General features: G+C 50.0%; 16 protein-coding genes. 12 read left to right on the top strand and 4 right to left on the bottom strand.

Annotated elements, in window-relative coordinates:
* Nucleotides 1–297: 297 nt before the first annotated feature.
* From EKO24_RS10350 to EKO24_RS10360, 3 genes are read right to left on the bottom strand one after another with little or no spacing between them, the layout of a single operon-like run.
* Complete coding sequence (locus EKO24_RS10350; RefSeq protein WP_127029743.1) at nucleotides 298–1224, bottom strand: YfdX family protein; 927 nt, start codon at nucleotides 1222–1224, stop codon at nucleotides 298–300.
* Between the two features lie 39 nt (nucleotides 1225–1263).
* Complete coding sequence (locus tag EKO24_RS10355; protein ID WP_127029742.1) at nucleotides 1264–3198, bottom strand: proton-conducting transporter transmembrane domain-containing protein; 1935 nt, start codon at nucleotides 3196–3198, stop codon at nucleotides 1264–1266.
* Nucleotides 3195–5783 (bottom strand): YbcC family protein, encoded by a 2589-nt coding sequence (locus tag EKO24_RS10360; protein ID WP_127029741.1) that lies wholly within the window; start codon nucleotides 5781–5783, stop codon nucleotides 3195–3197. The genes EKO24_RS10355 and EKO24_RS10360 overlap by 4 nt, the downstream gene beginning before the upstream one ends.
* A 545-nt stretch (nucleotides 5784–6328) precedes the next feature.
* Here EKO24_RS10360 and pgaB point away from each other — a divergent pair.
* The 4 genes from pgaB (at nucleotide 6329) to EKO24_RS10380 (ending at nucleotide 13451) form a co-directional block, all read left to right on the top strand.
* A complete protein-coding gene (pgaB, locus tag EKO24_RS10365; RefSeq protein WP_127029740.1) occupies nucleotides 6329–8323 on the top strand; it encodes a poly-beta-1,6-N-acetyl-D-glucosamine N-deacetylase PgaB in 1995 nt (664 codons plus the stop codon).
* 102 nt (nucleotides 8324–8425) lie between these two features.
* Nucleotides 8426–9265: a tetratricopeptide repeat protein gene (locus EKO24_RS10370; RefSeq protein WP_127029739.1), complete on the top strand. Its 840-nt coding sequence runs from the start codon at nucleotides 8426–8428 to the stop codon at nucleotides 9263–9265.
* A 261-nt stretch (nucleotides 9266–9526) separates the two neighbouring features.
* On the top strand, nucleotides 9527–9865 hold the full coding sequence (locus tag EKO24_RS10375) for a tetratricopeptide repeat protein (RefSeq protein ID WP_127029738.1): 339 nt from the start codon (nucleotides 9527–9529) through the stop codon (nucleotides 9863–9865).
* Nucleotides 9866–10319: 454 nt separating this feature from the next.
* Nucleotides 10320–13451 (top strand): EAL domain-containing protein, encoded by a 3132-nt coding sequence (locus EKO24_RS10380; RefSeq protein WP_161990595.1) that lies wholly within the window; start codon nucleotides 10320–10322, stop codon nucleotides 13449–13451.
* Nucleotides 13452–13563: 112 nt separating this feature from the next.
* On the opposite strand, the gene EKO24_RS10385 is transcribed toward EKO24_RS10380, so the two are convergent.
* Nucleotides 13564–14205: a TetR/AcrR family transcriptional regulator gene (locus tag EKO24_RS10385; RefSeq protein ID WP_127029737.1), complete on the bottom strand. Its 642-nt coding sequence runs from the start codon at nucleotides 14203–14205 to the stop codon at nucleotides 13564–13566.
* 105 nt (nucleotides 14206–14310) lie between these two features.
* On the opposite strand from EKO24_RS10385, the gene EKO24_RS10390 reads away from it, so the two are divergent.
* The 8 genes from EKO24_RS10390 (at nucleotide 14311) to EKO24_RS10420 (ending at nucleotide 25274) form a co-directional block, all read left to right on the top strand.
* Nucleotides 14311–15555 carry an efflux RND transporter periplasmic adaptor subunit gene (locus EKO24_RS10390; RefSeq protein ID WP_127029736.1) on the top strand — a complete coding sequence of 415 codons (1245 nt, stop codon included), beginning with the start codon at nucleotides 14311–14313 and terminating at the stop codon, nucleotides 15553–15555.
* A gap of 3 nt (nucleotides 15556–15558) precedes the next feature.
* Complete coding sequence (locus tag EKO24_RS10395) at nucleotides 15559–18738, top strand: efflux RND transporter permease subunit (RefSeq protein ID WP_127029735.1); 3180 nt, start codon at nucleotides 15559–15561, stop codon at nucleotides 18736–18738.
* Nucleotides 18739–18921: 183 nt separating this feature from the next.
* Nucleotides 18922–20397, top strand: coding sequence for an efflux transporter outer membrane subunit (locus tag EKO24_RS10400; RefSeq protein ID WP_127029746.1), 1476 nt, complete (start codon nucleotides 18922–18924; stop codon nucleotides 20395–20397).
* Between the two features lie 178 nt (nucleotides 20398–20575).
* On the top strand, nucleotides 20576–21949 hold the full coding sequence (locus EKO24_RS10405; protein WP_127029734.1) for a hypothetical protein: 1374 nt from the start codon (nucleotides 20576–20578) through the stop codon (nucleotides 21947–21949).
* 461 nt (nucleotides 21950–22410) lie between these two features.
* Nucleotides 22411–23127, top strand: a complete 717-nt coding sequence (locus tag EKO24_RS10410; protein WP_127029733.1) for a DUF3581 domain-containing protein — start codon at nucleotides 22411–22413, stop codon at nucleotides 23125–23127.
* 71 nt (nucleotides 23128–23198) lie between these two features.
* Nucleotides 23199–23666, top strand: a complete 468-nt coding sequence (locus EKO24_RS10415) for an MEKHLA domain-containing protein (protein ID WP_127029732.1) — start codon at nucleotides 23199–23201, stop codon at nucleotides 23664–23666.
* A gap of 234 nt (nucleotides 23667–23900) precedes the next feature.
* Nucleotides 23901–24074 (top strand): hypothetical protein, encoded by a 174-nt coding sequence (locus EKO24_RS22640; RefSeq protein ID WP_162853355.1) that lies wholly within the window; start codon nucleotides 23901–23903, stop codon nucleotides 24072–24074.
* A 318-nt stretch (nucleotides 24075–24392) separates the two neighbouring features.
* A complete protein-coding gene (locus EKO24_RS10420; RefSeq protein WP_206667256.1) occupies nucleotides 24393–25274 on the top strand; it encodes an ankyrin repeat domain-containing protein in 882 nt (293 codons plus the stop codon).
* Nucleotides 25275–25615 lie beyond the last annotated feature (341 nt).

A 25615-nucleotide genomic window follows, 5' to 3' on the forward strand; every position in this document is an offset into this window, starting at 1 on the left:
GTAGCGCTTGCGGTGTTTTCTTTTAGCCATTGCAAATTTTAAATTTTGCAGGTTTTGCAACTCAATGGCTACTTTTAAAACACGCACTAAAAACGTTCGCCATATCGTCATCCTGATCGCGCCGTTTATTTAATGCCGTTGAGTTGTAATGTCATCGGCTTACGAACCGGCATAGCCAATAAAACTCCACAATAAAAAACAGTAGCGCGACCGATTGTTAATTTCCATAAAAAGCCCGGATTGAGCAATCTCAATCCAAGCTATTTTCTTCCTGCTATTTTGTGCCTGAGCTCCGGATTACTTCTGGAAAGGACTGATTTTGTTTTTTAATCCGGCCAGCTTACGCTTGATATTTTCCCAAGCGGCTGTCGATTTTTCGGTATGCACATCTTCCTTTATGTCATCGATTTCCGTATATACCGGTTTAAAATCGTTCTTATCGCCATAACCCAACAGTTCGGCAATTTTCAGTTGTTCCTTCGCGGCATCGGCCAGTTTCAGGATTTCCTCCCGATTTTTTTCTTTTGCGACATCTTTTTTATGCTCCAAATCCGAAGCCCTGTTTACCAAAGCTTCAGCGCGAATAAACGGCAGAGGCAGAATATCCGTCGTTTCGACCAGCATGTTTAACGCGTCGTTCAAAAAGTCGAGCGCTGCTTTGTTTTCTCCGTTATTCGCCATTGCCATCGCCTTTTTAACCGCCGCCGGAAATGAACCCAACGGCATGTTAAGCGTCGAAATGCTTATTTCGCTGGCCAGTCCGCCCAGCATTTGCCTTGCGGCCTGAACTTTACCGTCGCCGAGCAAATCTTCGGCCTCGCTGACCGCTTTTTCGATTGTTTTCGCGTCGCCTGTAAAATCGATCGTATTCACGACGACATCGGTAGGGATTAATTTTAGGTACGGATGCTTCGCCAATACGGTATCCAGTTTTTCCGACGCAGTCTGCAACGCGTAAAAAGCTTTTTTGCCGTCGTTCTTATTTAGAGCATCCAAGGCTTGATGGATATTCGACAGCGCTTCGGCGGCTTCCGTAACGATTTGTTGTTCTTTTTCGCTTTGAATTTTACTTCTCGTTGTCTCAGTGCTGTTATCGATGTCCGGCAGCGCTCGCACGGTAGAAGCCTGTTTGCCGGCATCGGCAAAAACAGCCATTGGTAAAGCTAATGACGCCAGCAAAACCAATGCGGTACGAGTTGCCCGTTTATGGATATTTCTTTTCATATTATTCCTCCCGGTTAATTAAAGTTGGGGGTTAGTTTTTTAGGCCGTATGCGGCTGCGAAGTTTCGACCGTATGTTTTACTTCCAGGGCCATGTCTTCCGCGGCAACATTCAACTCACTCGGCCTGCCCATGCACAGCCGTTGGAATACCCTAGCAGCAGCGATACCGTTAATCACGAAAGCAATCGTTATCGGCAATGCAAACCACGGAGCGTGATTGCTGGCATGGGACAGCAATAAATCTTCGCCGAGAAAAGCCGGAGAAATCGGGAAGCCGACCAAACCTAAAAAGCTCAAAAACAACAGCAACGAAAGTTTAGGCTGAGTTTCCGCCATCGCCCGGTAGGCGAACGGCGTATCGGCAAAATTTTCATTTTTCAGCAGAGCCGCCAATACCGCCAATCCTAAAATCCAGGCCGGGACGATACCGCTGGTAAATATCGCCACGTCGAACCAAGCATCGGGATTTAAAAACCAAACCGCGACGCCCGCCAGAATCGAGCTAAGGCCGATTGCATTCCATACGCCAAAAGGGCTGTGTTTTTGGCTGAAAGCGCTTAACGATGCAAGCACCATAAAGACCGCTATCGGAATCGCCAAATATTTGCTGTTAATGCCGATAGCCGCAACCGGTAACCAAAACAATACGAAGACGGCGCAAGCGCTAAGCAGTTTCAGCCGCGGATTCATCGTATTGATCGTTGCGCCCAGCCGCTTTAACGGACTCCAAAGCACAGCACGCACTATCAGTTTCAAATAACCTTCCTGCAACGAGAACACATACAAGGTGTTTTGCAAGACTTCCGGCAACGTGTCGCGTATCGACGCAGGCAGGAACTGGAATCTTGAACTGCCGTTTTTAATATAAAAATCGGTATCGACAGCGCCTTCCACCCTTAATAAATGCGCTACGATCGACGGCGATACCAATAGCTGGTAGCAGCGTAAAAACGCATTGCCCAGGAAATGAATCAGCACCAGAGTTTCAAGCCCTAAAGCCAATTCGATAAACATAAACCCGACCTGGGTAATCGATGCATAGGCGATTTGGCCTTTAATATTCGATTGCGTTTTTTCGGAAATAGCGGCGATGATAACCGACAGTAAACCGATACTAAAAACGATAAAGCGGGTGAAATAATGGTATCCCCAGATCGGCGTGGTTCTCAACAATAAGAAAACGCCTAAATGCACCGACAACGCGCCGTAAAAAATCGCGCTCGAAGGCGTCGGCCCTTCCATCGCTCTTGGCAGCCAAAAGCAGAACGGGAACTGCGCCGATTTTCCCGAAGCCGCGATCAGGATTAAAAACGACAGCAACAGCAATGAAGCATAACCTGCCGGCGGCATTGCCGGATTGTCGAATAAGTTGGCCAGCTGGCTGAAATGCTGGCTTTCGTGGAACAACAGGTGACTCATCCACGAACCGAGCAACAGGCCAATATCGCAGAACCGGTAAATCGTATAAGCCCTTAACGCATTACGAACCGGTTGCACGCGGTGCCGGTAAAAGGCGATCAATAAAAACGAAGCGATGCCGACAATCTCCCAGCCGGCAAACAGCATGTCGATCGAGCCGGACAAAATAACCATATTCAAGCCGAACACAAAAGCGAAGATGGTCAAAAAGAAACGTTTGTAACCGGCTTCGCGATGCAAATAGACGCGGCAATATTTGACGATGACCGAAAAAATAGCCCAGACGCAAAACATATAAACAGCGCCGACCCTGTCCAGGTAGAACAATACCGGGAAACGGTATTCGCCGGCTTCATACAGCGTAAACCATTCATATTCATAGCCGGGAAATCCGGCGCCGGCCCATAGCGCCAACAGACCGGCAAGGCAAAGGCCCAAGGCGTGGCTGCACCAGAAGCTGATCGCGGCGATTTTTTTCTCGTTCCTGTCGGACAGGAAAACCAGCAAAAAGCCCAGTAACGGTATGAACTGGCAGCTTAACAATAATGCGTTCATGCATGTCTCCTCGTCAATTGATGCACCGGGATGGTTTTGGTTTTACCGGGGATAATCTGCTCAGAATGGCTCGCCTGCGGAACCTGGTAATTGCCGGACAGTTCGACTGCTTCCCAACCGTTAACCGAATACAGCGAAAGCTCACGGCTGTTTGGATCGCACGCGACAAACCTTACCCATTCGTTATCAAGCCATTCTTTCAGCGGGCCGAGCTTCGCTATGGTCTTATCGAGGATTTCGCGGGTCTGGTCTACAACGAGCAGCAGCCGCGCTGGTTCATGCACTTCAACCATTTGCGACGGCAGCCCGGTGCGCAAATCGCCTTCAACGCCATTGGCGACGCCGAGCAAGCCGATCACGTTATGAGGCAGCTTGGTGCCGGCGCCGTATACCGAGTTGTCGATGCGCGAGAACAAATATTCCAGGTTGATGCCGCCGCAAACCGGGATAACCGCGGACAGGATGCGCGCCATGATGTCGCCTTGCGTATCCGTTGCCGGATCGTAGGAATGTAGGAAAGCGCGGCGATCCATGAACAAGCCCCGCGTTAAATCCCTGCGCCCGACAATCGCGTATAAATTATTCGAGTGATTGTATTCCGGGCGCGGTTCGAAAATAGAGGTCGCGCGTTCCATTACATGATCGTGAGCTTCTTCGTTTGACTGCGATTGCGGGCCCAGTTCGAACCAGCGGCAGCGCTCGCGGGCATTGCGTTGCAGCGCTTTTTTCATGCTCTGTTGGAAAACGTGCAAGCCGGGAACGGGATGTTCTTCGAGCAAATGCGGATCGAAATACGTGATTTCATCGCGGCTGGTATTGTGCAACGCGGCGACGAAACGGGTTTCGTCAGGAATATCGATGCCACGTTCGGCCAGGATTGCCCGTACTAAATTGTTATTAGCCATCCAGGCGAAAGCACGGGCATTCGGCGCGCCCGGTTTGCCGGAACAGGCGCCGCAATCGTAAGCGGCAAAATGCGGATTATTAACGCTGCTGGAACCGTGGGCAACGATAACGACCGTCGGTGCAAAGTTTTTCGTCAAACCGATATTGCGCAATAAGCCGCCGACTCTATCGGCCATTTCGGTAAACGAAAATCCCAGTAAATAGCCGTCTTCGGTCGGCTCGTCGGATTCCCTGACAAGGTGCAGGTGGGAGTGCGATTCGACTTCGCTCAAGGTCCTGATTTCCGGCAGTTTCGAGCCGGGACGGAATACATTCCAGGCCATTCGTACTGCGTAGCCTAAGCCTAAGGTTTGCGTATAGAGCCAACCCCGGAACATTGAATGGGCAGTGAAATGCATGTTACTCAGCTTGCCGGTCTTGTTGTCCGCTTTCGGCTTACTGCCCTGCTCTTTAATCAAATGCTTCGGAACAATGATGTTTGGGCATTGCGCGACCGGGTAAGCGTCATCCAAGCCTTGATACAGAAAATCGATGCCGAAAAATCCGGCTGCTCCGAATGTTTCGATGGCCGGATTGATTTCTTCCAGATAACGCCTTAACGAACATTCCCGGTCGTCGATACAAAACAGCGCCTGGGCCTCAGGCTGCGGCCTTGGCGCGGGACTAGCATTCGCTTTCAGCCCGGCGAGCAATTCTTTATGTAAAGACCATTCCATGGCTTCGTGCCAAACTCGCAAATGCAATGGAATCTTCACTTTCAATGTGCCGTTTTTTAGCAACGGCGTGCTATCGTGACGAGGCAATGCGGCAATGCCGGGAAATTGGGCGCCCTTTTTCTTATGTAGAAAGGCCAGTTCAAGCACCAGCTCGACTGCAAGCATTTCTTTCAATGAAATTTCCCGGCGGGCAAGCAACGACTTTGAATTTTGCTCAATAATTCGCACCATACCGGCCCAGCCGGGATGGGCTAACAGCAGCTCCAGCAGGTATTGTTCGTAAAGCGTTTCATCGCCGACTATCCGCTCCAAGCAGGCTTTAATGACTTGATCCGGTGTTTGGGACAGCAATCCATGCACGCTCGCTTCATTTAACGGATACAGAGGCAACAAGCTGTTTTGCGCGAGCCGCAATACGCAATCCCAGAAATGCTCGCCGTTCTTCGGCAAGCTCCAGCGGCTAATGCCTTGGTCGAGAAAATTACCTAACAGGCGGAACAGTATCGGATGCACCAACGAGTTCAGGTCGACTTCGAGCCTGGTCAGCCAAGCGTTACGTATGCCGTGGTTAGCCAATGAAACCGGCGGATAATGGCTATTGGCGTCTTCAGCGAACAGCCGCTTGCGTAATTTCTCGCGATTTTGCGGAACACATCCGGAATGCTCGATAGCCCAGTCCAAAGCATCGTCGTCAATCCTGCCCTGCCGGTACCTTTCCTGATAATCCTCCAACGGCAAATAGCTGCGTGCGCCGAAGATTTTTGCGGCAATAGCCACGCCTTCATGAAAAGGATAATTCTGAACGGCGTGCAGCGTGTTGTGGTGAATAAAATCCTTGATCGGCCCTTGGCTCGGCAGCCAATGCGCGATATGTTCTATCGATACGTCCAGGTCAAACTTAGAATTCTCGGCCGTTTCATTGGAACTATTTGAAACAAACTGGTTGTGCTCACGATCAGCCATGATGTTGTTTTTTAACCTCGGAATTGTTACTAAAAAGCGTCTTAGCCTATTGACTTCAAAGCATAAGCCATGCCAGAACCCGGCAATACAAATTCCGATATGCTTAGACGCTCAAGTCGGGTTAGAAAAAACTTTTTACAATCAATACTGTTAAGAATTTTTTGGCGGCTGTCTACGGTCCGGCCCAATAGAGTTAAGCGGTTGCAAAAAAGATAAAAATACCGGATTGCTAATATAACGTCGTTTAAATGAACCAACGTTTTTGGTTGAAAACCACCAACTTCTTAATTAAGCATTGGACATAAAACGCTATGATTAATTCGACTGCGGACTTTTTGTATCTGTCCAATTAATTCCCGGTTGTTTTACACCTGAAAAACCAGCATGGCCGGTTGATTTTCACCTTTTAGCCCCTTATTTTTATCAGGCTTATAAGCTTATTTCTTGAATTAGCTTAACTTGACGCTGATGGCCTATAAACTGCTTGGGCACCTTGATAGCGAACAACCTGATTCATCGCCGTCATTATTTCCACATCGTTTATTATGTCCCGGTTAAATATCATTATGCTGTCGAAATTATTCAAGCTTATATTTTTGCTGGGCTTTTTAGCAAAATTTGCAGCAGTTGCCCATGCCGAAGAACATCACTTTATCGTTCTCAACTATCACGACATAGTAAAAGCCGACAGCCCAAGATCTTCATTAAATGCGATGGACGTCAGCGTCGACCATTTTGAGGAACATTTGCTGTGGCTAAAGAAGAACGGCTATAAAATCGTCAGCGTGCAGAACGTGCTTGATGCGGCAGCGGGCAAAAATTCGATACCGGATAAATCCGTGTTGCTGACCTTCGACGACGGTTATCAAAGCTTTTATACGCGTGTTTTTCCGCTACTGAAAAAATACCACTATCCGGCTACTGTCGCTTTGATAGGGACTTGGATAGAAGGCATTGATACGCCGGATGAAGCAGGCAAGCAATTGCTGAATTGGAGCCAGGTACGGGAGATGGTGAAATCCGGCCTGGTGGAAATGGCCTCGCATACTTACGATCTGCATAAAAGCGTCGTTGCCAATCCGCAAAACGATGCTCAAGCGGCTGCGGTCACCCGCTTATACGATCCTGCGGCCGGACGTTACGAAACGGAAGAACAATACCGGGAACGCATCCATCTGGCCCTAAGAAAAAGCGCCGAATTCATTTTCCAGCATGCCGGCGTATGGCCCAGAGTGATGGTTTGGCCCTATGGGGAATACAACAGCATTGCGCTGGAAGCGTCGCGCGAAGCCGGAATGCCGATGACGATGGGCTTGATTGACGGTTTTAATACGGTCGCCGACATCGATGTGTTGCGCCGCCTGATTATGACTGACAACCCGGACGTCCGCCAATTCGCTGAAATTGTCGGCAAACTGCGTACCGATAGGCCGTTGCGGGTAGCGCGCCTGGACATGGATTTTCTGTACGATAAAAATCCAAAACAGACCGAACTGAATATAGAAGCCGAGGTTCAACGCATCGCCAACGCGCATATTAATACCGTCTTTTTACAGGCATACTCGGATTCCGATGGCGACGGTAATGCCGATGCATTATATTTTCCCAACCCTTATATGCCGGTTAAACAGGATTTGTTGAACCATGTCGCCTGGCAATTGAAAACCCGCGCCGGGGTCAACGTATATGCGTGGCTGCCGGTTTTCGCTTATCAAAACGGCCTTCCCGACGCCTGGTATGTGCAACAATGGAAAGACGGCAAAGCGCAAAAGTCCAATCGTATTTATACGCGGCTTTCGGTTTTCCAACCTGAAGCCAGGCATTTTATTACCGGACTTTATGAAGACCTGGGCCAATACTGTAATGTCGATGGGATATTGTTTCATCAAGACGGAGTTTTATCCGATTATGAAGATGTTTCTGCTGTAGCATTAGCTTTTGGGCATGATGTCTGGGGATTGCCCGATCAGTTTGAAAAATTGCATTCAAGCCCCCAAATGCGTATGGCATGGGCTCAACATAAAAACGATTTGATTAATCAATTTACCGATGAGCTGGCTAATCGGGTGCGGGCTAACCGTCCCCCTATAAAAACGGCACGCAAACTCCACGCCTTGCCTTTATTAAAATCGGATAGCGAAGAATGGCCTGCCCAATCGTTTAAAGCTGAGTTGAGCAGCCCGTCTGCTCAAACGAAACTTATGCCCTTTGGGTATAAATCCTTTTTAGCGCATTACGATTATGTCGTTATCGAAAGTACGCCGGCAATTGAAAAAACAGAGAAACCTGAGCAATGGCTGACGCAATTAGTCGATGCCGCAGCCCGCTATCCCGAAGGATTGAAAAAATCGGTATTTGAGCTGCAAACGGTCAATTGGGAAACAAGAGAGAAAATTCCCTCGCCGCTTTTTATTGAACAACTGGAATTATTGAGAAAACTCAGAGTTCATCATATCGGTTATTATCCGGATGATGTTTATCTGGATCAGCCGAGATTGAAAGATTTACAAAAATATTTTTCGCTTCCGGCCTTGCCTTGAGCAACCGCCTTTAGCAGCGTTAAGCATCCCTTAATAAACCGGCGCCATTATTTTTATATTGCACCGAATTTATAAACTACAAACCAAACCAGGAGTCGAACAATGTTAAAACGTTCCATTATTATCTTCGCCCTGCTGTTTTTAACAGCACCCGCTTTTGCCGAAGATGACCCTACCATGCATCAAGTTTATTTGGCCGCAGAGGCTGGGAAATTTAATGAAGCGCAAGCGATGATGGACAAGGTGCTGAAGGCGCATCCCAACAGCGCCAAAGCGCACTTTGTGGAAGCCGAGCTACTGGCAAAACAGGGACTGTTCAGCGGCGCCGGCGTTGAATTGAGCACCGCTGAGCGCTTACAACCCGGATTACCTTTTGCCAAGCCGGAAGTTGTAAACAGTCTTAAAAGCCGTATTTCTTCAGTATCCAATGGCGCGCCACAATCAAATACCGGCGCTCCGAGTCAAAATCTACCGTCCAGCCTTACGGAATGGATGCCGGCAATCCTGTTGATATTGGGCATCGCTTTAATCGTGATGCTGATTGGATTTTTCAGCCGGCGAAATGCCAACGTCATCCCCGCCAATAGCTATGCGGGTAACGGCCCTGGGGCAAATATGCCCGTCGGTCCGAACGGTACAGTCATGGGACAACCGGCCACGGGCGGAATGGGCTCCGGCATTCTCGGAAATCTGGCGTCCGGAGCGGCTTTGGGTGCCGGCGTAGTGGCGGGCGAGGCGCTGATGCATCGATTTATCGATGGCGATAAGCATGAAGTTGCCGAAGAACCGCCGCGCCATGATACTTCGCCATGGAGCGCCCCCTCTACATCCAATACTATCAGCGACAATGACGACATGGGAGGAACGGATTTCGGTATCGCCGATGCATCCTCTTGGGACGATGACGTAGCTAGCGATGATAACGACGATAACTGGACTTAATACTGCGAATCCGATTCTGTAATAACTATTTAGATCGTTGTAGGTCAAACCGGCGATGCCAACGGTTTGGCCTAGTCATCGGACGGATAGCTTATTTTGTTTTTACCAAAATATAAGCAAAAACACCTATTTTCGTAATATGACTAAAAGGGATAATATAATTAAAAAGTTACCATCCCAAATTAGCTCATGCTAAACAATGAATTACCGGCAAATAATCCAATGCGCCGATTCTTTTCCATTTTTTAACCGGGCTGAACAATGACATTACATCATAAACGACTCCCCTTTATTGCCATCGTTATAACAACTGCAGCATTGCTCGCGGCTTGCACTGAAAAAGCCGCGGATAACACTCGTCCTGAAACAAAAAAAGCAGTGCCTCCTGTCGCAACGGTAACGGAAAGCAAGATTGCCCAATGGACAAAAGAAGCTAAAGCCGGCGATCCCGACGCGCAATACAACCTTGCTTATATTTATGAAAACGGGCTCGGCGTACCGAAGGACGAAGCTAAAGCGCTTGAGCTCTATCAACAAGCGGCCGCTCAAGGCAACTCGGCAGCTCAAGATAATATCGATGCGCTGGGTTCGCCGAAATAAAAGCATTATTTTTGGTCGACGAGCCGTTCGCGTTGAACTCTATTCGACAAGGCCTTTAGTCCTGGGCGCAGTCGAAACCTGTCATGAGCCGGCCGAATAGGGACGGCGCGAACGGAAAAATTTTGGTAATTCCTATTTACTGCCCGTATCCCAAGATCAAGAATCCCAACCATACCCCTTCCTTCATATTTCGCCAAGCTCCCCCCAATCTCCCGTCCCGGTTACTTCCGCCATAAGCGGACAGTTTTTTAGTACTTTTCGTGACTTTCACGGACAATCGGCAGCATCGGTTAATCATATGGATGTTTAGCTTCCATTCGATCAATGAAAACTATGCTTATAATCCGGTTTTAAGATGTTAAACTTAAAAAAACCGCACCAATCCGGAATAAGCGTACGGTGGCTATTTTGTTTATGTTTTGAAAAAGCTACATAAAATAAGCAAGCTATGGGAATGAGATCGATAAAAACACATTTAACTGTCACATTGTTATTGTGCATTCTGCTGCCCACCGGATTAATAGGCGCAACAGCATACTGGTTTGTTTATAACAGCATCAAAGAAAATCGGATCAAGGACGTAGGACGTGTCGCCGATACCCGTTACGAAGAGCTGCGTACGCACTTGCAGAAGGACAACGAGCGAGGCAAAGCTTTGCTGGACAAATTGATAAGCGTCTGCAGCAACGTCGACGGAGGTATCAATGATTGCGTTCGGACCCGGCTGGAACAGTTCGCCGCTATCAATCATGTCGCCGGTTTTACTTTCCGCTCAGGAGTCGAGAACGAGCTTATTTGGGGCAGCGAAGCTATACCTTTCGACGAATTAAACAAAACCTTGTTTAGCGGACAAATAGCGACAATCTCTACGGTAAACGGCAATCCGCTACTGTCGCTGATAGCTACCGATCAGCCCTCCGGCTTCAGCTTAGTGACAACTTATCCCGCGCAAGAGCTGCAAAAGATTTTCACCGGTTCTAACGTATTGGGACAATCCGGGGAAACCTTCCTGGCCGATAACCGCGGCCTTTTCGTCACCAAGCCGCGCTATCCTTCGCAACAAGGAATCATCAACCCCATTTCCGCACTACCGATGCAACACTGTTTACACAATGAAAGCGGCGAAACGCTGAACTTTGATTATCGAGGCGTTCCTATCATCCATGGTTTCCGGTTTGTACCGGAAATCGGCGGCGGCTGCATTATGGCGCACATCGATCAATCGGAAGCTTTTGCGCCATTGACAAAACTGGTTATCAGTCTAAGCGGTGCGGTCTTCTTTTTTGCTTGCAGCGCCTGGCTGATTGCAGCAATGGTTAGCAGGAGCATGTCCAAACCGATTATTGCGCTGACAGACATGGCTCAGGCCTTGTCTCGTGGAGATTTCACGCAACGGATTTCGTTAGCGGGTTATCGAGAAATCGCCGAGTTGTCGCAATTATTCAATAGAATGACAAAACAGCTAGACAACACTGTCAGCCAACTCAAATCATCCGAATATGAACTGGAGCAAAAAATTGCCGAACGCACCGCCGAACTCTACGAGCGGCATCGAAAATACCGCTCTGTGATTCGGACCACCGGAGAAGGTTTCTGGCAAATAAATCGGGAAGGACGCCTGCTCGAAGCCAATCCGGCCTACGCCCTTCTTTCCGGATATTCAGAAGCGGAACTGGTCGCTATGCGAGTCACCGACCTGGAAGCACAGGAATCGCCGGAAAAAACGGCCGAACATATCCGTTACATTATGGCCCATGGCACCGATATGTTTGAAACACGGCACCGGCGCAAGGATGGAAGCGTATGGGATGTTGAGGTCAATGCTTCGTTCATAGACGAAGACGGCGGCTACTTTGTCTGCTTCTTCAGGGACATAACCGAAAGCAAAAGGGCCAAACAAGAACTTCGCATTGCCGCCACCGCTTTCGAGACCTTGGAAGGCATCACTATCACCGACGCTAACGAAATCATTGTCCGCGTTAATCAGGCATTTACCCAAATTACCGGCTACAGTTCGGAAGAAGTCATCGGTAAAAAACCTTCTATTCTTAAATCCGGACACCATGACCAGGGATTTTATAGCGCCATGCGTTGCGCCTTACAAAACGACGGCCAGTGGGAAGGGGAAATATGGGATCGCCATAAAGACGGCCATATTTATCCGAAATGGCTGGCTATAACGGCTGTCAAGGACGATTTTGGATGCGTTACCCATTATATCGGAAATTTTACCGACATCACCGAACGCAAGGCGTCCGAAGAAAAAATCAAAAGCCTGGCTTTTTATGACACGTTGACGGAATTAGCGAACCGGCGTCTTTTAACTGAACGCCTGGATCATGCGCTCGCCATTCAAGCACGCACTGAAAACTACGGCGCACTGCTATTTCTCGACCTGGATAATTTTAAGTTGCTAAACGATACCCAGGGCCATGGCATAGGCGACGAGCTACTGGTCGAAGTCGCACGCAGATTAAAAACCTGTGTACGGGAAACCGATACCCTGGCGCGATTAGGTGGCGACGAATTTATCGTGTTATTGGGAGAGCTTGGCGCAGCGCTTGACAACGCAGCTGTTCAAGTAAAAACGATTGCGGAAAAGATTGTTTCGGCACTGGCGGAACCTTACGTTTTAAGCAGCGTCGTACATAACTGCTCCAGCAGTATCGGCATAGTGCTGTTCTGCGATGGCGGCACGACCGCTAATGGCGTGCTGGCGCAAGCGGATACAGCGATGTATGCGGCCAAAAAGAGCGGCAAAAATACCTACCGTTTTTTTGATCCGGCCATGCAACAAGAATTGGAGCAACGCACAAAATTTGAGTCCGCCCTGCGCCGGGCTGTCGACAACGAACAATTACAACTCTTCTATCAACCGCAAGTCGATCACAACAAACAGATGATTGGCGTGGAAGCGCTGATCCGCTGGGATCATCCCGAACTGGGCTTGGTTCTTCCTATCCAGTTTATTCCGTTAGCCGAAGAGACGGACCTGATACTGACCATCGGACGCTGGGTATTGGAAACCGCCTGCGCCCAACTCAAAGCTTGGAAAAACCTGCCTTTGGCCCAAAACCTAAGCATTGCCGTAAACGTTAGCGCCAAGCAGTTCTATCAACCGGGATTCGTCAAGCAAGTGCAGGAAATCATGGCGCAATATGCGATCGAACCCAAACAGCTCAAACTGGAATTGACCGAAAGCATGGTCTTGAAAGAGATCGATACGGCTATCGCAAAGATGCTTGAACTAAAATCCATCGGCGTCGTTCTGGCCATGGACGATTTCGGCACCGGTTATTCATCGCTCAGTTACCTGAAAAACCTGCCCTTCGACCAGATCAAAATCGATAAAAGCTTTATGGATAACATCATCGAAAATAACAAGGACGCCTATATTATCCACAGCGTGATTACCTTGGGTAAGCTGATGGAAATAACCGTGATCGCCGAAGGCGTGGAAGACATTAAACAGGATGAACTTTTGAAATCCCTGGGCTGCACAATATTTCAAGGCTATTTGTTCGGCAAGCCGATACCGGCCGGGGAATTGGAGCGGCTATTACTGAGCACTCCAAAAACTAGATGAAGCCTTACCGGCAACAATTAAAACCCGGAGAAAGAGCATATTCACCACGAAGGCACGAAGTTTCTAATACATTGAATTAAAAGCTTCGTGTCTTCGTGGTGAACTCTTTACCTTAAGCATTGCCTTGTTTGTGTTTCAAACTACCGCGTAGAAACAAGCCGACAGCCTGCCGTACCCAGGCGTCAATCTCCGCTTCGTCCGGCGTTGGCTCTAAACCGAGTTGCAATTTTTGGAACCTTTCGCTACGTAGCGCGCTCAAGAATTGATCGGCGAGAAAATGAGGATCCATTTCGGCAAGATAGCCCGCCTTCTGCTGTTTGGCGAAGAATTGAGCCAGATGCTGTAGAGTTCGTTGCGGGCCCTGCTCATAGAATTGGGTGGCTAAATCCGGGAAACGCGGCGACTCGCCGATCAATATCGCCCGCATCCGCACCACGTCCGGCCGCGTAATGCGGTGCAGGAACTGCTTTGCGAATGAAACCAACGCGTCTTCCGGCGAACGTTCCAAGACATTTTCCAACGACAAGTCACTGACAAACTGATCGCTGCAACGCCTTATCAAAGCTCCGAACAATCCGGCCTTTCCACCGAACTGGCTATAGATCGTGCGCATTGACACGCGGGCATCCTTCGCTATGGTTTCCAGGCTAAGGTTGCCGTAACCGTACTCAAGGAAAAGGCTGTGGGCTGTATCCAGTAATCGATCGCGACTTAAAAGCTCCTCGCCTTTACGAGGTCGCCCGCATTTAATCATCTGTAGTGCTCTCGAAATTTATTGACTCAAACTGCAATGATACCTTAAATTAAATGATAATATGTCTTACCATTTTTCTATTCCAAACGCAGAGTGTAAAAAAGGATGCAAAAACAAACCCATCTATCGGCGGCCATCCCTAACTTAAAGCTATCGAAACAATCAAATCCTGCACCTGTTTTTTCGGATGGAAAGATACGAAACGGTCTGCTGGCAACTTTTATCTTGATCTCCGTCATTGGCTGCGAAAACTCTAACGCTCCGGGCTCCCAAGCAAATCAACCGCCGCCGCCCAAAATCAAAATCGCGCAGCCGTTATCGCAGCAAGTCACCGAATGGGACGAATACACGGGCCGCGTCGAAGCAGTCAATTCGGTAGATATACGCGCCCGCGTCAGCGGTTATCTGGAGAAAGTCAATTTCAAGGCCGGGGACAAAGTACATAAAGGCGATCTTTTATTCCTGATCGATCCAAAACCGTTTGCTGCGCAACTGAGTTACGCCGAAGCTGAATTGGAGCGCGCTAAATCCAAGCACGAGCTGGCAAAAAACGACCTGTCCCGGGCCGAACGCTTGTTTCACGGCAAAGCCATCTCCGAAGAAGAATACGATGCGCGCAGCAAAGGCCTGCGGGAAACATTGGCCGCTGTTGAATCCGCGAAAGCCAATGTTCATACCGCCCAGTTGAACCTGGAATTTACCAAAGTCCGCGCCCCGATAGACGGACGAATCGGCCGCGAATTGATCACTGCCGGCAATTTGGTCAGCGGTAGCGGAGCCGACGCCACCTTGTTGACCTTCATTGTCTCTACCGATCCGGTTTATGTTTATATCGATGCGGACGAACGTTCGGTGTTGAAATACCGGCGTCAAGCCCAGCAAGACGGACGCGGCAATTTAGCCGAAGCGCGCACGCCGGTCGAACTGGCTCTGGCCGATGAGGTTAATTTCCCGCACCAGGGCCATCTCGACTATATATCGCCGCGCGAAGACACGGCCACCGGCACGTTAACGTTGCGCGGCGTGTTTGCAAATCCGGACGAATTGCTCAGTCCCGGCTTTTTCGCCCGCATGCGGGTTCGCCAAAGCAAACCCTACCCTGCGGTTTTACTTCCCGATCGCGCGATCGGCACCGACCAGGCGCAACGATTCATCTGGATCGTCGATCAGGAAAATCAAGTGCAATACCGTAAAGTCGAACTCGGCGCCCATATCGGCCAATCGCGCGTGATCACGCAAGGTTTGAAGGCTGAAGAATGGGTGGTTATCGAAGGCATCTCGAAGCTCAAACCGGGCATAAAAGTGAACCCGGAACGCATCGTGCCGGCCGGAAACGATAGCGGGAAATAGACCATGAACCGATTCACGCACTTTTTCATCGACCGGCCGATTTTTGCGTCGGTATTATCGATCGTTATCGTCATCGTCGGCGGATTGGCGCTGATTGGCCTGCCGATTGCCCAATATCCCGAAATCGCTCCCCCGACCGTGCAGGTGAGCACGACCTACCCCGGCGCCAATGCCGCGGTAGTGGCCGAAACCGTGGCGACGCCCATAGAGCAGGAAGTGAACGGCGTCGAGGATATGTTGTACATGTCCTCGCAATCGACCAATAGCGGTAACATGGCGCTGACCATTACGTTTAAACCGGGCACAAACCTGGACAAAGCCCAGGTATTGGTACAAAACCGGGTAGCCCTGGCCGAGCCCAAACTGCCGCAAGAAGTCAGCCGGCAAGGCGTCAGCGTTAAAAAACGCAGCCCCGACTTGAGCCTGGTCGTCAACCTGGTCTCCCCGGACAAGCGCTATGACAGTGTTTACTTGAGCAATTACGCGTTGCTGCAAATTAAAGATACCCTGGCGCGGCTGCCCGGCGTCGGCGACATCGCGATTTTCGGCGCTCGCGACTACAGCATGCGCCTGTGGCTGAATCCCGAGAAAATTGCCGCGCGCAACTTGACCGCCGGCGACGTGGTCAACGCTATCCGCGAACAAAACGTTCAAGTCGCCGCGGGCGTGGTCGGCCAGTTGCCGGCCAAGGAAAACGCCGATTTTCAATACACGGTCACGACCACCGGGCGGCTGATGGAAGCCGACCAGTTCGCCGAAATTATTATTAAACAGGGCAAGGACGGTCAAGTTACGCGTCTCAAGGACGTTGCCCGCATCGAGCTGGGCGCCAAGGATTACAACTCAGGCCTAGTACTGGACGGCGAGCCCAGCGTAGGTCTTGCGATCTTCCAGATGCCCGGTTCCAATGCGCTGGAAACCCGGAAAGCCGTGATGGAAACGATGGAGAAGTTGAAGCCGCGTTTTCCCGAAGGCCTTGACTACACGCTTGTTTACGACACTGTCGTGTTTGTGCAGCAATCCATCGACGCGGTGGCCAAAACGCTGCTCGAAGCCCTGCTGCTGGTCGTACTGGTCGTGGTGATCTTTTTGCAGAACTGGCGCGCCACGATCATTCCGCTGCTGGCGGTGCCGGTGTCGCTAATCGGCACGTTTGCGGTCATGTCGGCGTTGGGCCTGTCGCTGAACACCTTATCGTTATTCGGCTTGGTACTGGCTATCGGCATCGTCGTCGACGACGCGATCGTCGTGGTTGAAAATGTCGAACGCCATATTGCCGAGGGCTTGACCGCCCGCGAGGCCACCAAACAGGCGATGGGCGAAGTCGTGGGACCTATCATTGCAACGGCGCTGGTGCTGGTCGCGGTGTTCGTGCCGACCGCTTTCATCACCGGCGTTTCCGGCGCTTTTTACAAGCAGTTTGCACTGACTATCGCGGTTTCCACGATAATCTCCGCGTTCAATTCGCTAACCTTGAGCCCTGCCCTGTGCGCATTGATGCTGGACCGCGCGCACGGCGACAAGGACTGGTTTACGCGGCTGTTCGACCGTCTGTTCGGCTGGTTCTTCGGCAGCTTCAACCGCTTCTTCGATTGGTTCAGCGACGGCTACGGACGCTTGGTCGCCCGGCTGATACGGATGACGGCGGTCGTGCTGGTGCTGTATGCGGGGCTCAACGGGCTCAACATCTTGGCTTTTGAAAAAGTACCAACGGGCTTCATTCCCCAGCAAGATCAAGGCTACCTGATTCTGTACGCGCAACTGCCCGATGCGGCTTCGCTGTCCCGTACCCAGGAAGTGGTTCAGCAGGCGACCAAGATCGTGCTGAAAACCGAAGGCGTCAAACATGTCATCGCCTATGCAGGCTATTCATTTTTGGCCGGCGCGAACCAATCGAATGTCGCGACGATGTTCGCCAGACTGGAACCTTTCGAACAACGCGCCGGTCATCCTGAGCTTCACGCCGATGCGATTGTCAAAAAACTCCAGCAAAATCTCGGTCAGGTCGAAGGCGCTTATATTGCCGCGTTTCCGCCGCCGCCAATCCGGGGCATGAGCGTCGTGGGCGGCTTCAAACTGCAAATTCAGGACCGCACTAATGCCGGTAGCGATGCACTGCAACAGGTGACCGGCGATATGCTCGCCAAAGGCAATCAGCAACCTGGGCTGTCCGCGCTGTTTACGACGTTCCGCGCCGGAGTGCCGCAGCTTTTCCTGGATGTTGACCGGATCAGGACCAAGTCTATGGATGTGCCGTTAAAGGACGTATTCGACACCTTGCAGATTTATCTCGGCTCGCTTTACATCAACGACTTTAATAGTTTTGGCAGAACCTACCAAGTCGTGGCTCAAGCCGACTCGGAGTTCCGGATGAAACCGTCGGACATCGCCGAGCTGAAAACGCGCAATCTCAAAGGCGGCATGGTGCCGCTCGGGTCGCTGATGTCGGTCAAGGAAATTACCGGTCCCGACAAAATTACCCGCTACAACATGTATCCGACGGCGGAAATTAACGGCAGCACGTTGCCCGGAGTCAGTTCCGGCCAAGCGATTAACACGATGAACAAGCTGCTGGATGCGGAATTGCCGCCCGGATTCAGTTTCGAATGGACCGAACTGAGCCTGCAACAAGTGCTGGCCGGCAATGTCGCGATGCTGGTGTTTCCGTTAAGCGTGATCTTTGTATTCCTGGCTTTGGCAGCCCAGTACGAAAGCTGGTCGTTGCCGTTTGCGGTGATCCTGATCGTGCCGATGTGCATTCTGTGTTCGTTGGCGGGCGTATGGATGCGCGGCATGGACAACAATATCTTCACCCAGATCGGCTTCATTGTCTTGGTGGGCCTGGCCAGCAAGAACGCGATTCTTATCGTCGAATTCGCGAAGCGGCGCCAGGAAAGCGGGCTTAACCGTTTCGATGCGGCGGTGGAAGCGTCGCGGATTCGCTTGCGGCCGATTTTGATGACCTCGTTTGCGTTCATTATGGGCGTATTTCCGCTGGTCGTCGCGCAGGGAGCAGGTGCGGAATCGCGGCGCTTGCTCGGCACCGCGGTGTTTAGCGGCATGTTGGGCGTGACCTTGTTCGGCCTACTGCTAACGCCGGTATTCTATGTAATCGCGCAGGCATTGGCGCAACGCTGGCAAGCTTCCCGGCACAAGACACTTCATGCAAACCATGACCGATAAAACCGCATTACCTTTATCGCATGGGGATGGAGTGCAAGCTCCGCTTGCACCGGCAGGCGAAGCTTTCGCTCCTGCTTACGCCCCTCGCCAGCATCCATGCTGGCGAAGCCTGCACTCCGGCACCAATATTTAACGACGACATAATCTATGAAAAAAATGCGCACCGCTGAATTTCGCAGCCCGATGCAAGGTTGGACTGCCTTATCCGCCCCCCCTGCCGCTTTACTCTGCGCCGCTATACTGAGCGCCTGCGCGGTAGGCCCCGATTACAAAGCTCCTGCAACCGATGCCGGCCAGGCCTTCGCAAATGCCTCACTTCCCGAATTCTCTACGCAAGGCCCTGAAGTAGCTTGGTGGAAATTGTTTGAAGATAAAGACCTGAACGAACTTGTCGACCGAACGGTACGGCACAACCGCGATCTGCAGGCCGCTCGCGCCAATCTTCTTGAGGCGCGGGCGCTGTATATGGAAGCGGGGCTTAACTTGGTGCCTATCGTCAGTTCCCATGCAAATTATACCGACCAGATTCGTAGTGCCGGCGCGTTGAATAACCGGGCTTTTGCACCGCGAGACCTGAAACTTTACAACATCGGTTTCGACGCTTTTTGGGAAGTCGATTTCTTCGGCCGCGTGCGTCGCAACGTCGAAGCAAGCAGCGACGAGGTTGATGCGCAGGAAGCCGGCCTTAGGGATCTCGGCGTGAGCCTGATTGCTGAAGTTGCCCGGAACTATTTCGAGTTACGAGGCTTGCAACAACAGTTGGCCGTAGCGAAAAAGAACGCTGCAAACCAGGCCGAGACACTGGAAATAACCCGCGTCAGGCTCGAAAGCGGCCGCGGGACCGAGCTCGACACGTCCAGGGCAAAGGCGCAACTTGACTCTACGTCGGCGATTATTCCGCCTCTGGATAATGCCGTTCATCGAGCCATGCACCGGCTCAGCGTACTGACCGGACAGCTTCCCGGCGCGCTGACGGAAAAACTATCGCAGCCCGCGCCGCTGCCTAAAATACCCGAGACCATCAATATCGGTAGTCCCGCGGAACTGCTGCGCCGCCGTCCCGACATCCGCGTCGCCGAGCGCGCCTTGGCAGCGGCCACCGCCCGCATCGGCGTTGCCACTGCCGATCTTTTTCCGCGCGTGACATTTGTCGGCACGATCGCCCTTGAAGCCGCCACGCTGTCGGGAGTCGGCGCGGCAGGCTCGGATACCTATTCGGCAGGCCCGAGGATCAGTTGGGCGGCTCTGGATTTGGGCCGCGTCTATGCCCGTATCAAAGCCGCGGACGCCCGCGCCGAAGCCAGCCTGGCCCAGTACGAGCAGACGGTGCTGAATGCTTTGGAAGAAACCGAGAACGCGTTGGTCAATTACAATCGCGCGCGAAGCCGAAGAGAACTGCTAAGTTCGGCCGCCCAAGCCAGTGTAAGAGCCGATGAACTGGCTCACGTGCGCTTTGCGGAAGGAGCGACCGACTTTCTGACCGTGCTGGACACCGAATTGCGCCTGTTGCAAGACCAGGACAGCCTGGCGCAAAGCGAAACCGCCACCGCGACGGCGCTGGCTGCGCTTTACAAAGCCTTGGGCGGAGGCTGGAACTCGGACATTGCTTTGACTAAAACAATTCAGCCGCAGATTGGCCCAGATACACACGGGAGGTAAAAGGTTCAAGGCCTTTTACCTTTATCCGTTCAATCCGTATCGATCTGTAGCTAAATAGAAAGCGACATTACAAAATTCCAAAAACTAACACCAAATAAGACTCCCGGTAAAAATATCAGCGTCGTTGGCAATGCTCCGAGTACAATATGCAAAAAAAATCTTTTTTTGAGGAGCATCTATGCAAACGTACCTACCCTTCATCCAAACTACGCTTTCAGAATGGTATCTTTTTACCTTAAATAATGCGTTGTACGCTGCGGCATTAGCGACGGCAGTCTGGCTGCTGACGGCAATACTTTACAGCATCAGGATTGCCGCCATTAAAAGAGGAAAAGCCGCCGGCGAGAAAGCCGCCCTCAAAGACCTGGATGCAGCGCAACAAGAGCTACAGCTCAGCCGGGAAGAATTGGCGTCGACCGCCGAGCAAATGGAACAAGCCCAATCTGTTGCCCAAGATGAAAAGCAACGGGTTTTAACCCTTGAACAACTGATTTATCAACGCAATCAGCAAATTGCCGGAACCATTCAAACGTTGGCGACCAGTTTCGACCTTGGCGAAAGGCCATTGCTTGCAAGCGAGGATGTCAAGGCGGATGCTTTATGGCAGCAACACGACAAAGTCATTACGCAACTGATTGAACGCCTGCGCACCGAACAACAAGCAAAAGCCGAGTTGCAGCAAAACTGCCAAGCAGCAACCGTAAAATTGGCCGAAAAAGAATCTCTGCTGAATGCGCTGCAATCGACTCTAAACAATCACACCAGCCAGCTTTCCAAACTGGAACAGGCGCTTGAAGAACAAAAAGCTATGCTGCAACAACAAAATAATAGTCAGCAAGCTTTGTCCGATACCCTGAAAAACTTTCAACCCGCCGCGCCACAGCCTATAGTGCCTAAACCGGAAGCCTTCACGCCTGTTACCGCTCCTACTCCTGCCGACTGGCAACAGCCAACGCCAGCGCAAGAAAAGCCACCCGTTGAAGAGCCGGTGATTACCCAACCTGAACCCATTGAGCAGGCCAAGCCGGTTAGCGCCGCACCGGAAGCCGCGGTTATCCGTCAGGTTGAAGAAACACCGGCCGAATTAGTAACCGCTATCGAAGAAGAGGAAGAGCCCTTGGACTTGGTGCTGGACGAAAATCTGCAACCGGTCGCCAGAAAACCGTCAACCGCATCGGCGGATATGGAACAGCAGGCAACTGCTCCCGCTAAAGGATCGTTTGGAAAAATTAAAGGCCTGTTCGGTAAAAAACCACAGCCTGCCGCGGAAATAGAACCTCACCCCGTTGAGGTAGAAGAAGTCCCCTCTGTATCTGCAGAGCCGGAACAACAGCCTGCGGCTCCAGCAAAAGCATCGGTTGGCAAAATCAAGAATCTATTCGGCAAAAAACAACAGCCGGTCAAAACAGAACCGCAATGGACAGACACGCAAGCGGATGAAAGGCTACCGTCAAGCGAAGAGCAAGCCAGTACGGATCAACAACCCGATGATGAGAAAGCGCCTGGGAAACTGAAAGGCTTTTATAGCAAGTTCAGATCGAAAGATAAGTAATCTAAGCAGGCGCTTAAGGTAATTATTCAGCGTATCTTGCGCTGGTTCCCAAGCTGGAGCTCTTGTCGTTATACACAAGTCTTCGCGTACCGGACGAGAAGATAACCCGCTCTATACAAAGCACGTCATCCCGGCATTCCCTGCCGGGATGACGTGTTTAATAAATATTTGTGTATAACAACGAAAGCTCCAGCTTGGGAACCGGCGAATCCTTGTTCTATTGGGCATATGCTGAATAGTTACTAAATAAAGATATTTAATTATAGAATTCCTGTTCAAACCGACAGGAATTGATAGCTAACGCAAAAATAGCGGCGTTCGTTCTCGCTTTTCTTATACCCCAAGGGCATATTGAGCAGGCAAGCTGCTCAACTCAGCTTTATACGGACAGCTCCGGATCATCCGCGAAACGCCCGGATTGCCTTTCAGGCCGATACCACTTACTGATATTAATGGAAGATATGTTTTTAAAAGAATTTTACGACCTCAATAATGGCAATATCAGCATTGCCGCCCAACAAGCCAGCATGTTTGCCAAAGAAGTGGCGCACGACTTCAACCCGCTACATGACGTTGATGCGAAGCGGTTTTGCGTACCGGGCGATTTGCTGTTTTCTCTGGTATTGGAGAAATACGGCCTTAGCCAAAACATGCACTTTACCTTTTCCGGCATGGTCGGGCATGATGTTCTGCTGAATTTTCCAGACAGCGATGCCGGACAAATTGCCGTCACCGACAATGAGGGCAAACCCTATTTGCAGGTCGAGCGCTCCGGCGATGTTAGTAAAAATTCAGCATTGATTGAAAGCTTTACTCGCGATTATGTCGCCTTCTCAGGACAAAATTTTCCCTATGTGCTGGTACCGTTATTAGCCACCGAAAACGTTATGTTCAACCTCAGTCGGCCGCTGGTAATTTACGAAAGTATGACCCTGAATTTCGACCATCTCGATTTTCAGCAGGCCTCCGTGGAAATGCTGGAACCGAAAATGGAAGTTAACGGCAAGCGCGCTTCGGCTTTTTTACATTTTCAAATTAAGGCCGGTGAACAAGTGGTTGGCGCAGGCTTTAAAAAACTGGCAATCAGCGTACTGAATGGTTATGAAGCTGAACCGATGCAGGCATTTGTCGATGAATACCTGGCCAGGAAAAACAATTATCTGAATAATTTAGTTTAGCGGTAGCAAATCATGTTCGTGTCCACTGCCGAATACCAGAATTTTTAAACTGAATGGAACATGAGATTGCCATGGAATACCCTGCTGAAGCAAATTGCTTTCTTGTTGAACATGCCGTTGTTATCAGAGACAGCTACCGTCAATTGCTGTTAAAAGAATTAATCCCGGACGTTCAGTCCGACCGGCAATTTGCAAAACAATTGTTTTATGCGCCGTTTGCGGTGGTGTCGCACGATACGGCGAGTGATCCGATTTTTAATTACGCTAACCTGAAAGCGCTGGAATTATTCGAACTAAGCTGGGAAGACTTTACCCGCTTGCCTTCCAGGCTATCTGCGGAAGCGGTGAATCAGGCCAAGCGTGATCAAGTCTTGGCTACAGTATCGGAAAAAGGTTATATCGATCATTATGAGGGCGTGCGCATATCAAGCACCGGCAAAAGATTTCTCATCAAAAATACAGTGATCTGGAATCTGGCCGATAAAAATAGCCGCTATAAAGGCCAAGCCGCCTGGTTTGATCAATGGGTATTTTTATAGCCAAAGGCCATAAGTTTCGTTTGAGCGGACGAGCCGCTCAACTCAGCTTTATAACTGCATTCTATTCAGCAGCACAGACATGACTCGTTATAGTAAATGAACTCGTTACGGATTTAATATATTCAAATACGAAACAATCCATAAACTCCCAGTGCCATAGTCAACAATAAATATCTTGATTATAGTTGAGCCGCAGTATGAAATATTTCTTCAACTTTGTACGGGGATTTACTGATGAACGACTTCTATAAAGATCTTCTAATAGGAACAGTATTTGTAATCGGCTTGCTCGGCTTTATTTCGGGCGAATTCATCATCTCATCGGCCCTATTTGCCGGTGCCGCTATTGCCAGCAATGTCAATGTGAATCGTAAAAGAAGTAAAACAGGTCAATTTTCATGGGATTGATTGTTTTTACTCAAGCGATTAACCACATAATCTGAAGACTTCCAGGGTTTAGCGGCTCTGGAAGTTTTCTTCTTTCGCCATATCGCTTTCCTAATTATTACGCCTATCAAGTTCGTCATAGACGCACTGTTAAGCAACAAATCTAATTGCTGCCGTTCAAATTAGCACGGCCCTTCCGATAAAACTTTTACCTTGCTGTTAGACAGAAAATTACTGTCGAAGCAATGGCCCAGATTTTTTTCAAAACTCCCTGCAATCTTTTTCTGACAAGTACCGCTAATAGAAGTAATATCAGCACCGGCTCGGCAGAATGTACCTATGAGCGACTTATCTTCTTTGCCGCAATCCTTAATTTCTCCATCTTCCAATTCACATTTTTGTATGAAATACCCTCTATTTGAGCCACTGGGTGATCAATACCCTACTGCCTTGGAACAGCACTACGAACGTATTATTAAAAAAATTGTAGAGCTATGGGATGATCCGGAGATCGACGACTATTTCACTAGTCTGATCGTCGATACCCGAGGCGGACGCCAGGGATTTGCAGCCGATGTATTTAAAGATATTCATACGCTCTACAAGTTTAAAGAGCTTGAGCGCTTACGTAAGGCGAAAAACCGGCGCGATGCTATTCGAGAACTGCAAGTCCGCGGCATCGAATTCAGGCCCGGCGCTTTCTTAAAGGCTATCCAGGATGGCGATCAAAGACTGGTGGACTTATTTATACAGGCGGGCATAAATGTACATACTAATGATGAAACGGGTTGCCCGGCTATTATGATTGCGTTAAAAGGAGGCTATACCGTCATCGCCAATATTTTGCTCACTGCCGGGGCGAACCCCAATGCTCACGATGCACTAGGGTTTACGCCGTTGCTGATGGCCTGCGGTAAAGCAGCCCAAGGTTACAGAGGAATTGCCGAAAAGCTGATCCGCTTAGGCGCCGATGTCAATGCCTGTGACAGGCTAGGCTGGACTCCCTTGATGTTGGCTATTTCAGGAGGGGCTGCTGAAGTAGCTGAATTACTTTTACAGTATGGAGCAAATCCTGGATTACGTACACGAAAAGGCGAAAATGCGATGATACTGGCTCAAAAACTTGGCCAAGACAAACTGATCGATCTGCTTTCTGCAAAACAGTCAGGAAACTCAAACTCCCTAATCTTTAAAGATAATCCGCGTTTAAGGTTACAGTGAAAAACCGGCTTTCCATTTTTCCTATTCTTCAGCCTGTTGCTTACAGATAACAAAAAGTGCTCATGTGTAGGCACAATAAAGTTTGCACACTAATTAATTTTGGAATAATAAAGTTTGAACACACAGCCATTACTTAACCTGAATTCTGGATAAGCCATCAAGCTGACCGTAAAAGATTGACCTTGATCAAAGGAGGGCTTGTTGTCGGCCAGGCAATACCGCCATCAGGTTGACTGCCTATTCCAACCAAAATCAGCCAGCCATTCCGAGTGAAAACCGCCACCAATTCCGATGCAAACCAGGCCAACGATTCCGATATGATTACGCCAGTGTTGAATAAC

It is taken from the genome of Candidatus Methylobacter oryzae (assembly GCF_003994235.2).
Lineage (GTDB): Bacteria > Pseudomonadota > Gammaproteobacteria > Methylococcales > Methylomonadaceae > Methylobacter_A > Methylobacter_A oryzae.

Coding starts and splice junctions, on each gene's coding strand:
- EKO24_RS10350 (WP_127029743.1), bottom strand. CDS start 1,224: ATGAAAAGAAATATCCATAAACGGGCAACTCGTACCGCATTGGTTTTG.
- EKO24_RS10355 (WP_127029742.1), bottom strand. CDS start 3,198: ATGAACGCATTATTGTTAAGCTGCCAGTTCATACCGTTACTGGGCTTT.
- EKO24_RS10360 (WP_127029741.1), bottom strand. CDS start 5,783: ATGGCTGATCGTGAGCACAACCAGTTTGTTTCAAATAGTTCCAATGAA.
- pgaB (WP_127029740.1), top strand. CDS start 6,329: ATGTCCCGGTTAAATATCATTATGCTGTCGAAATTATTCAAGCTTATA.
- EKO24_RS10370 (WP_127029739.1), top strand. CDS start 8,426: ATGTTAAAACGTTCCATTATTATCTTCGCCCTGCTGTTTTTAACAGCA.
- EKO24_RS10375 (WP_127029738.1), top strand. CDS start 9,527: ATGACATTACATCATAAACGACTCCCCTTTATTGCCATCGTTATAACA.
- EKO24_RS10380 (WP_161990595.1), top strand. CDS start 10,320: ATGAGATCGATAAAAACACATTTAACTGTCACATTGTTATTGTGCATT.
- EKO24_RS10385 (WP_127029737.1), bottom strand. CDS start 14,205: ATGATTAAATGCGGGCGACCTCGTAAAGGCGAGGAGCTTTTAAGTCGC.
- EKO24_RS10390 (WP_127029736.1), top strand. CDS start 14,311: ATGCAAAAACAAACCCATCTATCGGCGGCCATCCCTAACTTAAAGCTA.
- EKO24_RS10395 (WP_127029735.1), top strand. CDS start 15,559: ATGAACCGATTCACGCACTTTTTCATCGACCGGCCGATTTTTGCGTCG.
- EKO24_RS10400 (WP_127029746.1), top strand. CDS start 18,922: ATGCAAGGTTGGACTGCCTTATCCGCCCCCCCTGCCGCTTTACTCTGC.
- EKO24_RS10405 (WP_127029734.1), top strand. CDS start 20,576: ATGCAAACGTACCTACCCTTCATCCAAACTACGCTTTCAGAATGGTAT.
- EKO24_RS10410 (WP_127029733.1), top strand. CDS start 22,411: ATGTTTTTAAAAGAATTTTACGACCTCAATAATGGCAATATCAGCATT.
- EKO24_RS10415 (WP_127029732.1), top strand. CDS start 23,199: ATGGAATACCCTGCTGAAGCAAATTGCTTTCTTGTTGAACATGCCGTT.
- EKO24_RS22640 (WP_162853355.1), top strand. CDS start 23,901: ATGAACGACTTCTATAAAGATCTTCTAATAGGAACAGTATTTGTAATC.
- EKO24_RS10420 (WP_206667256.1), top strand. CDS start 24,393: ATGAGCGACTTATCTTCTTTGCCGCAATCCTTAATTTCTCCATCTTCC.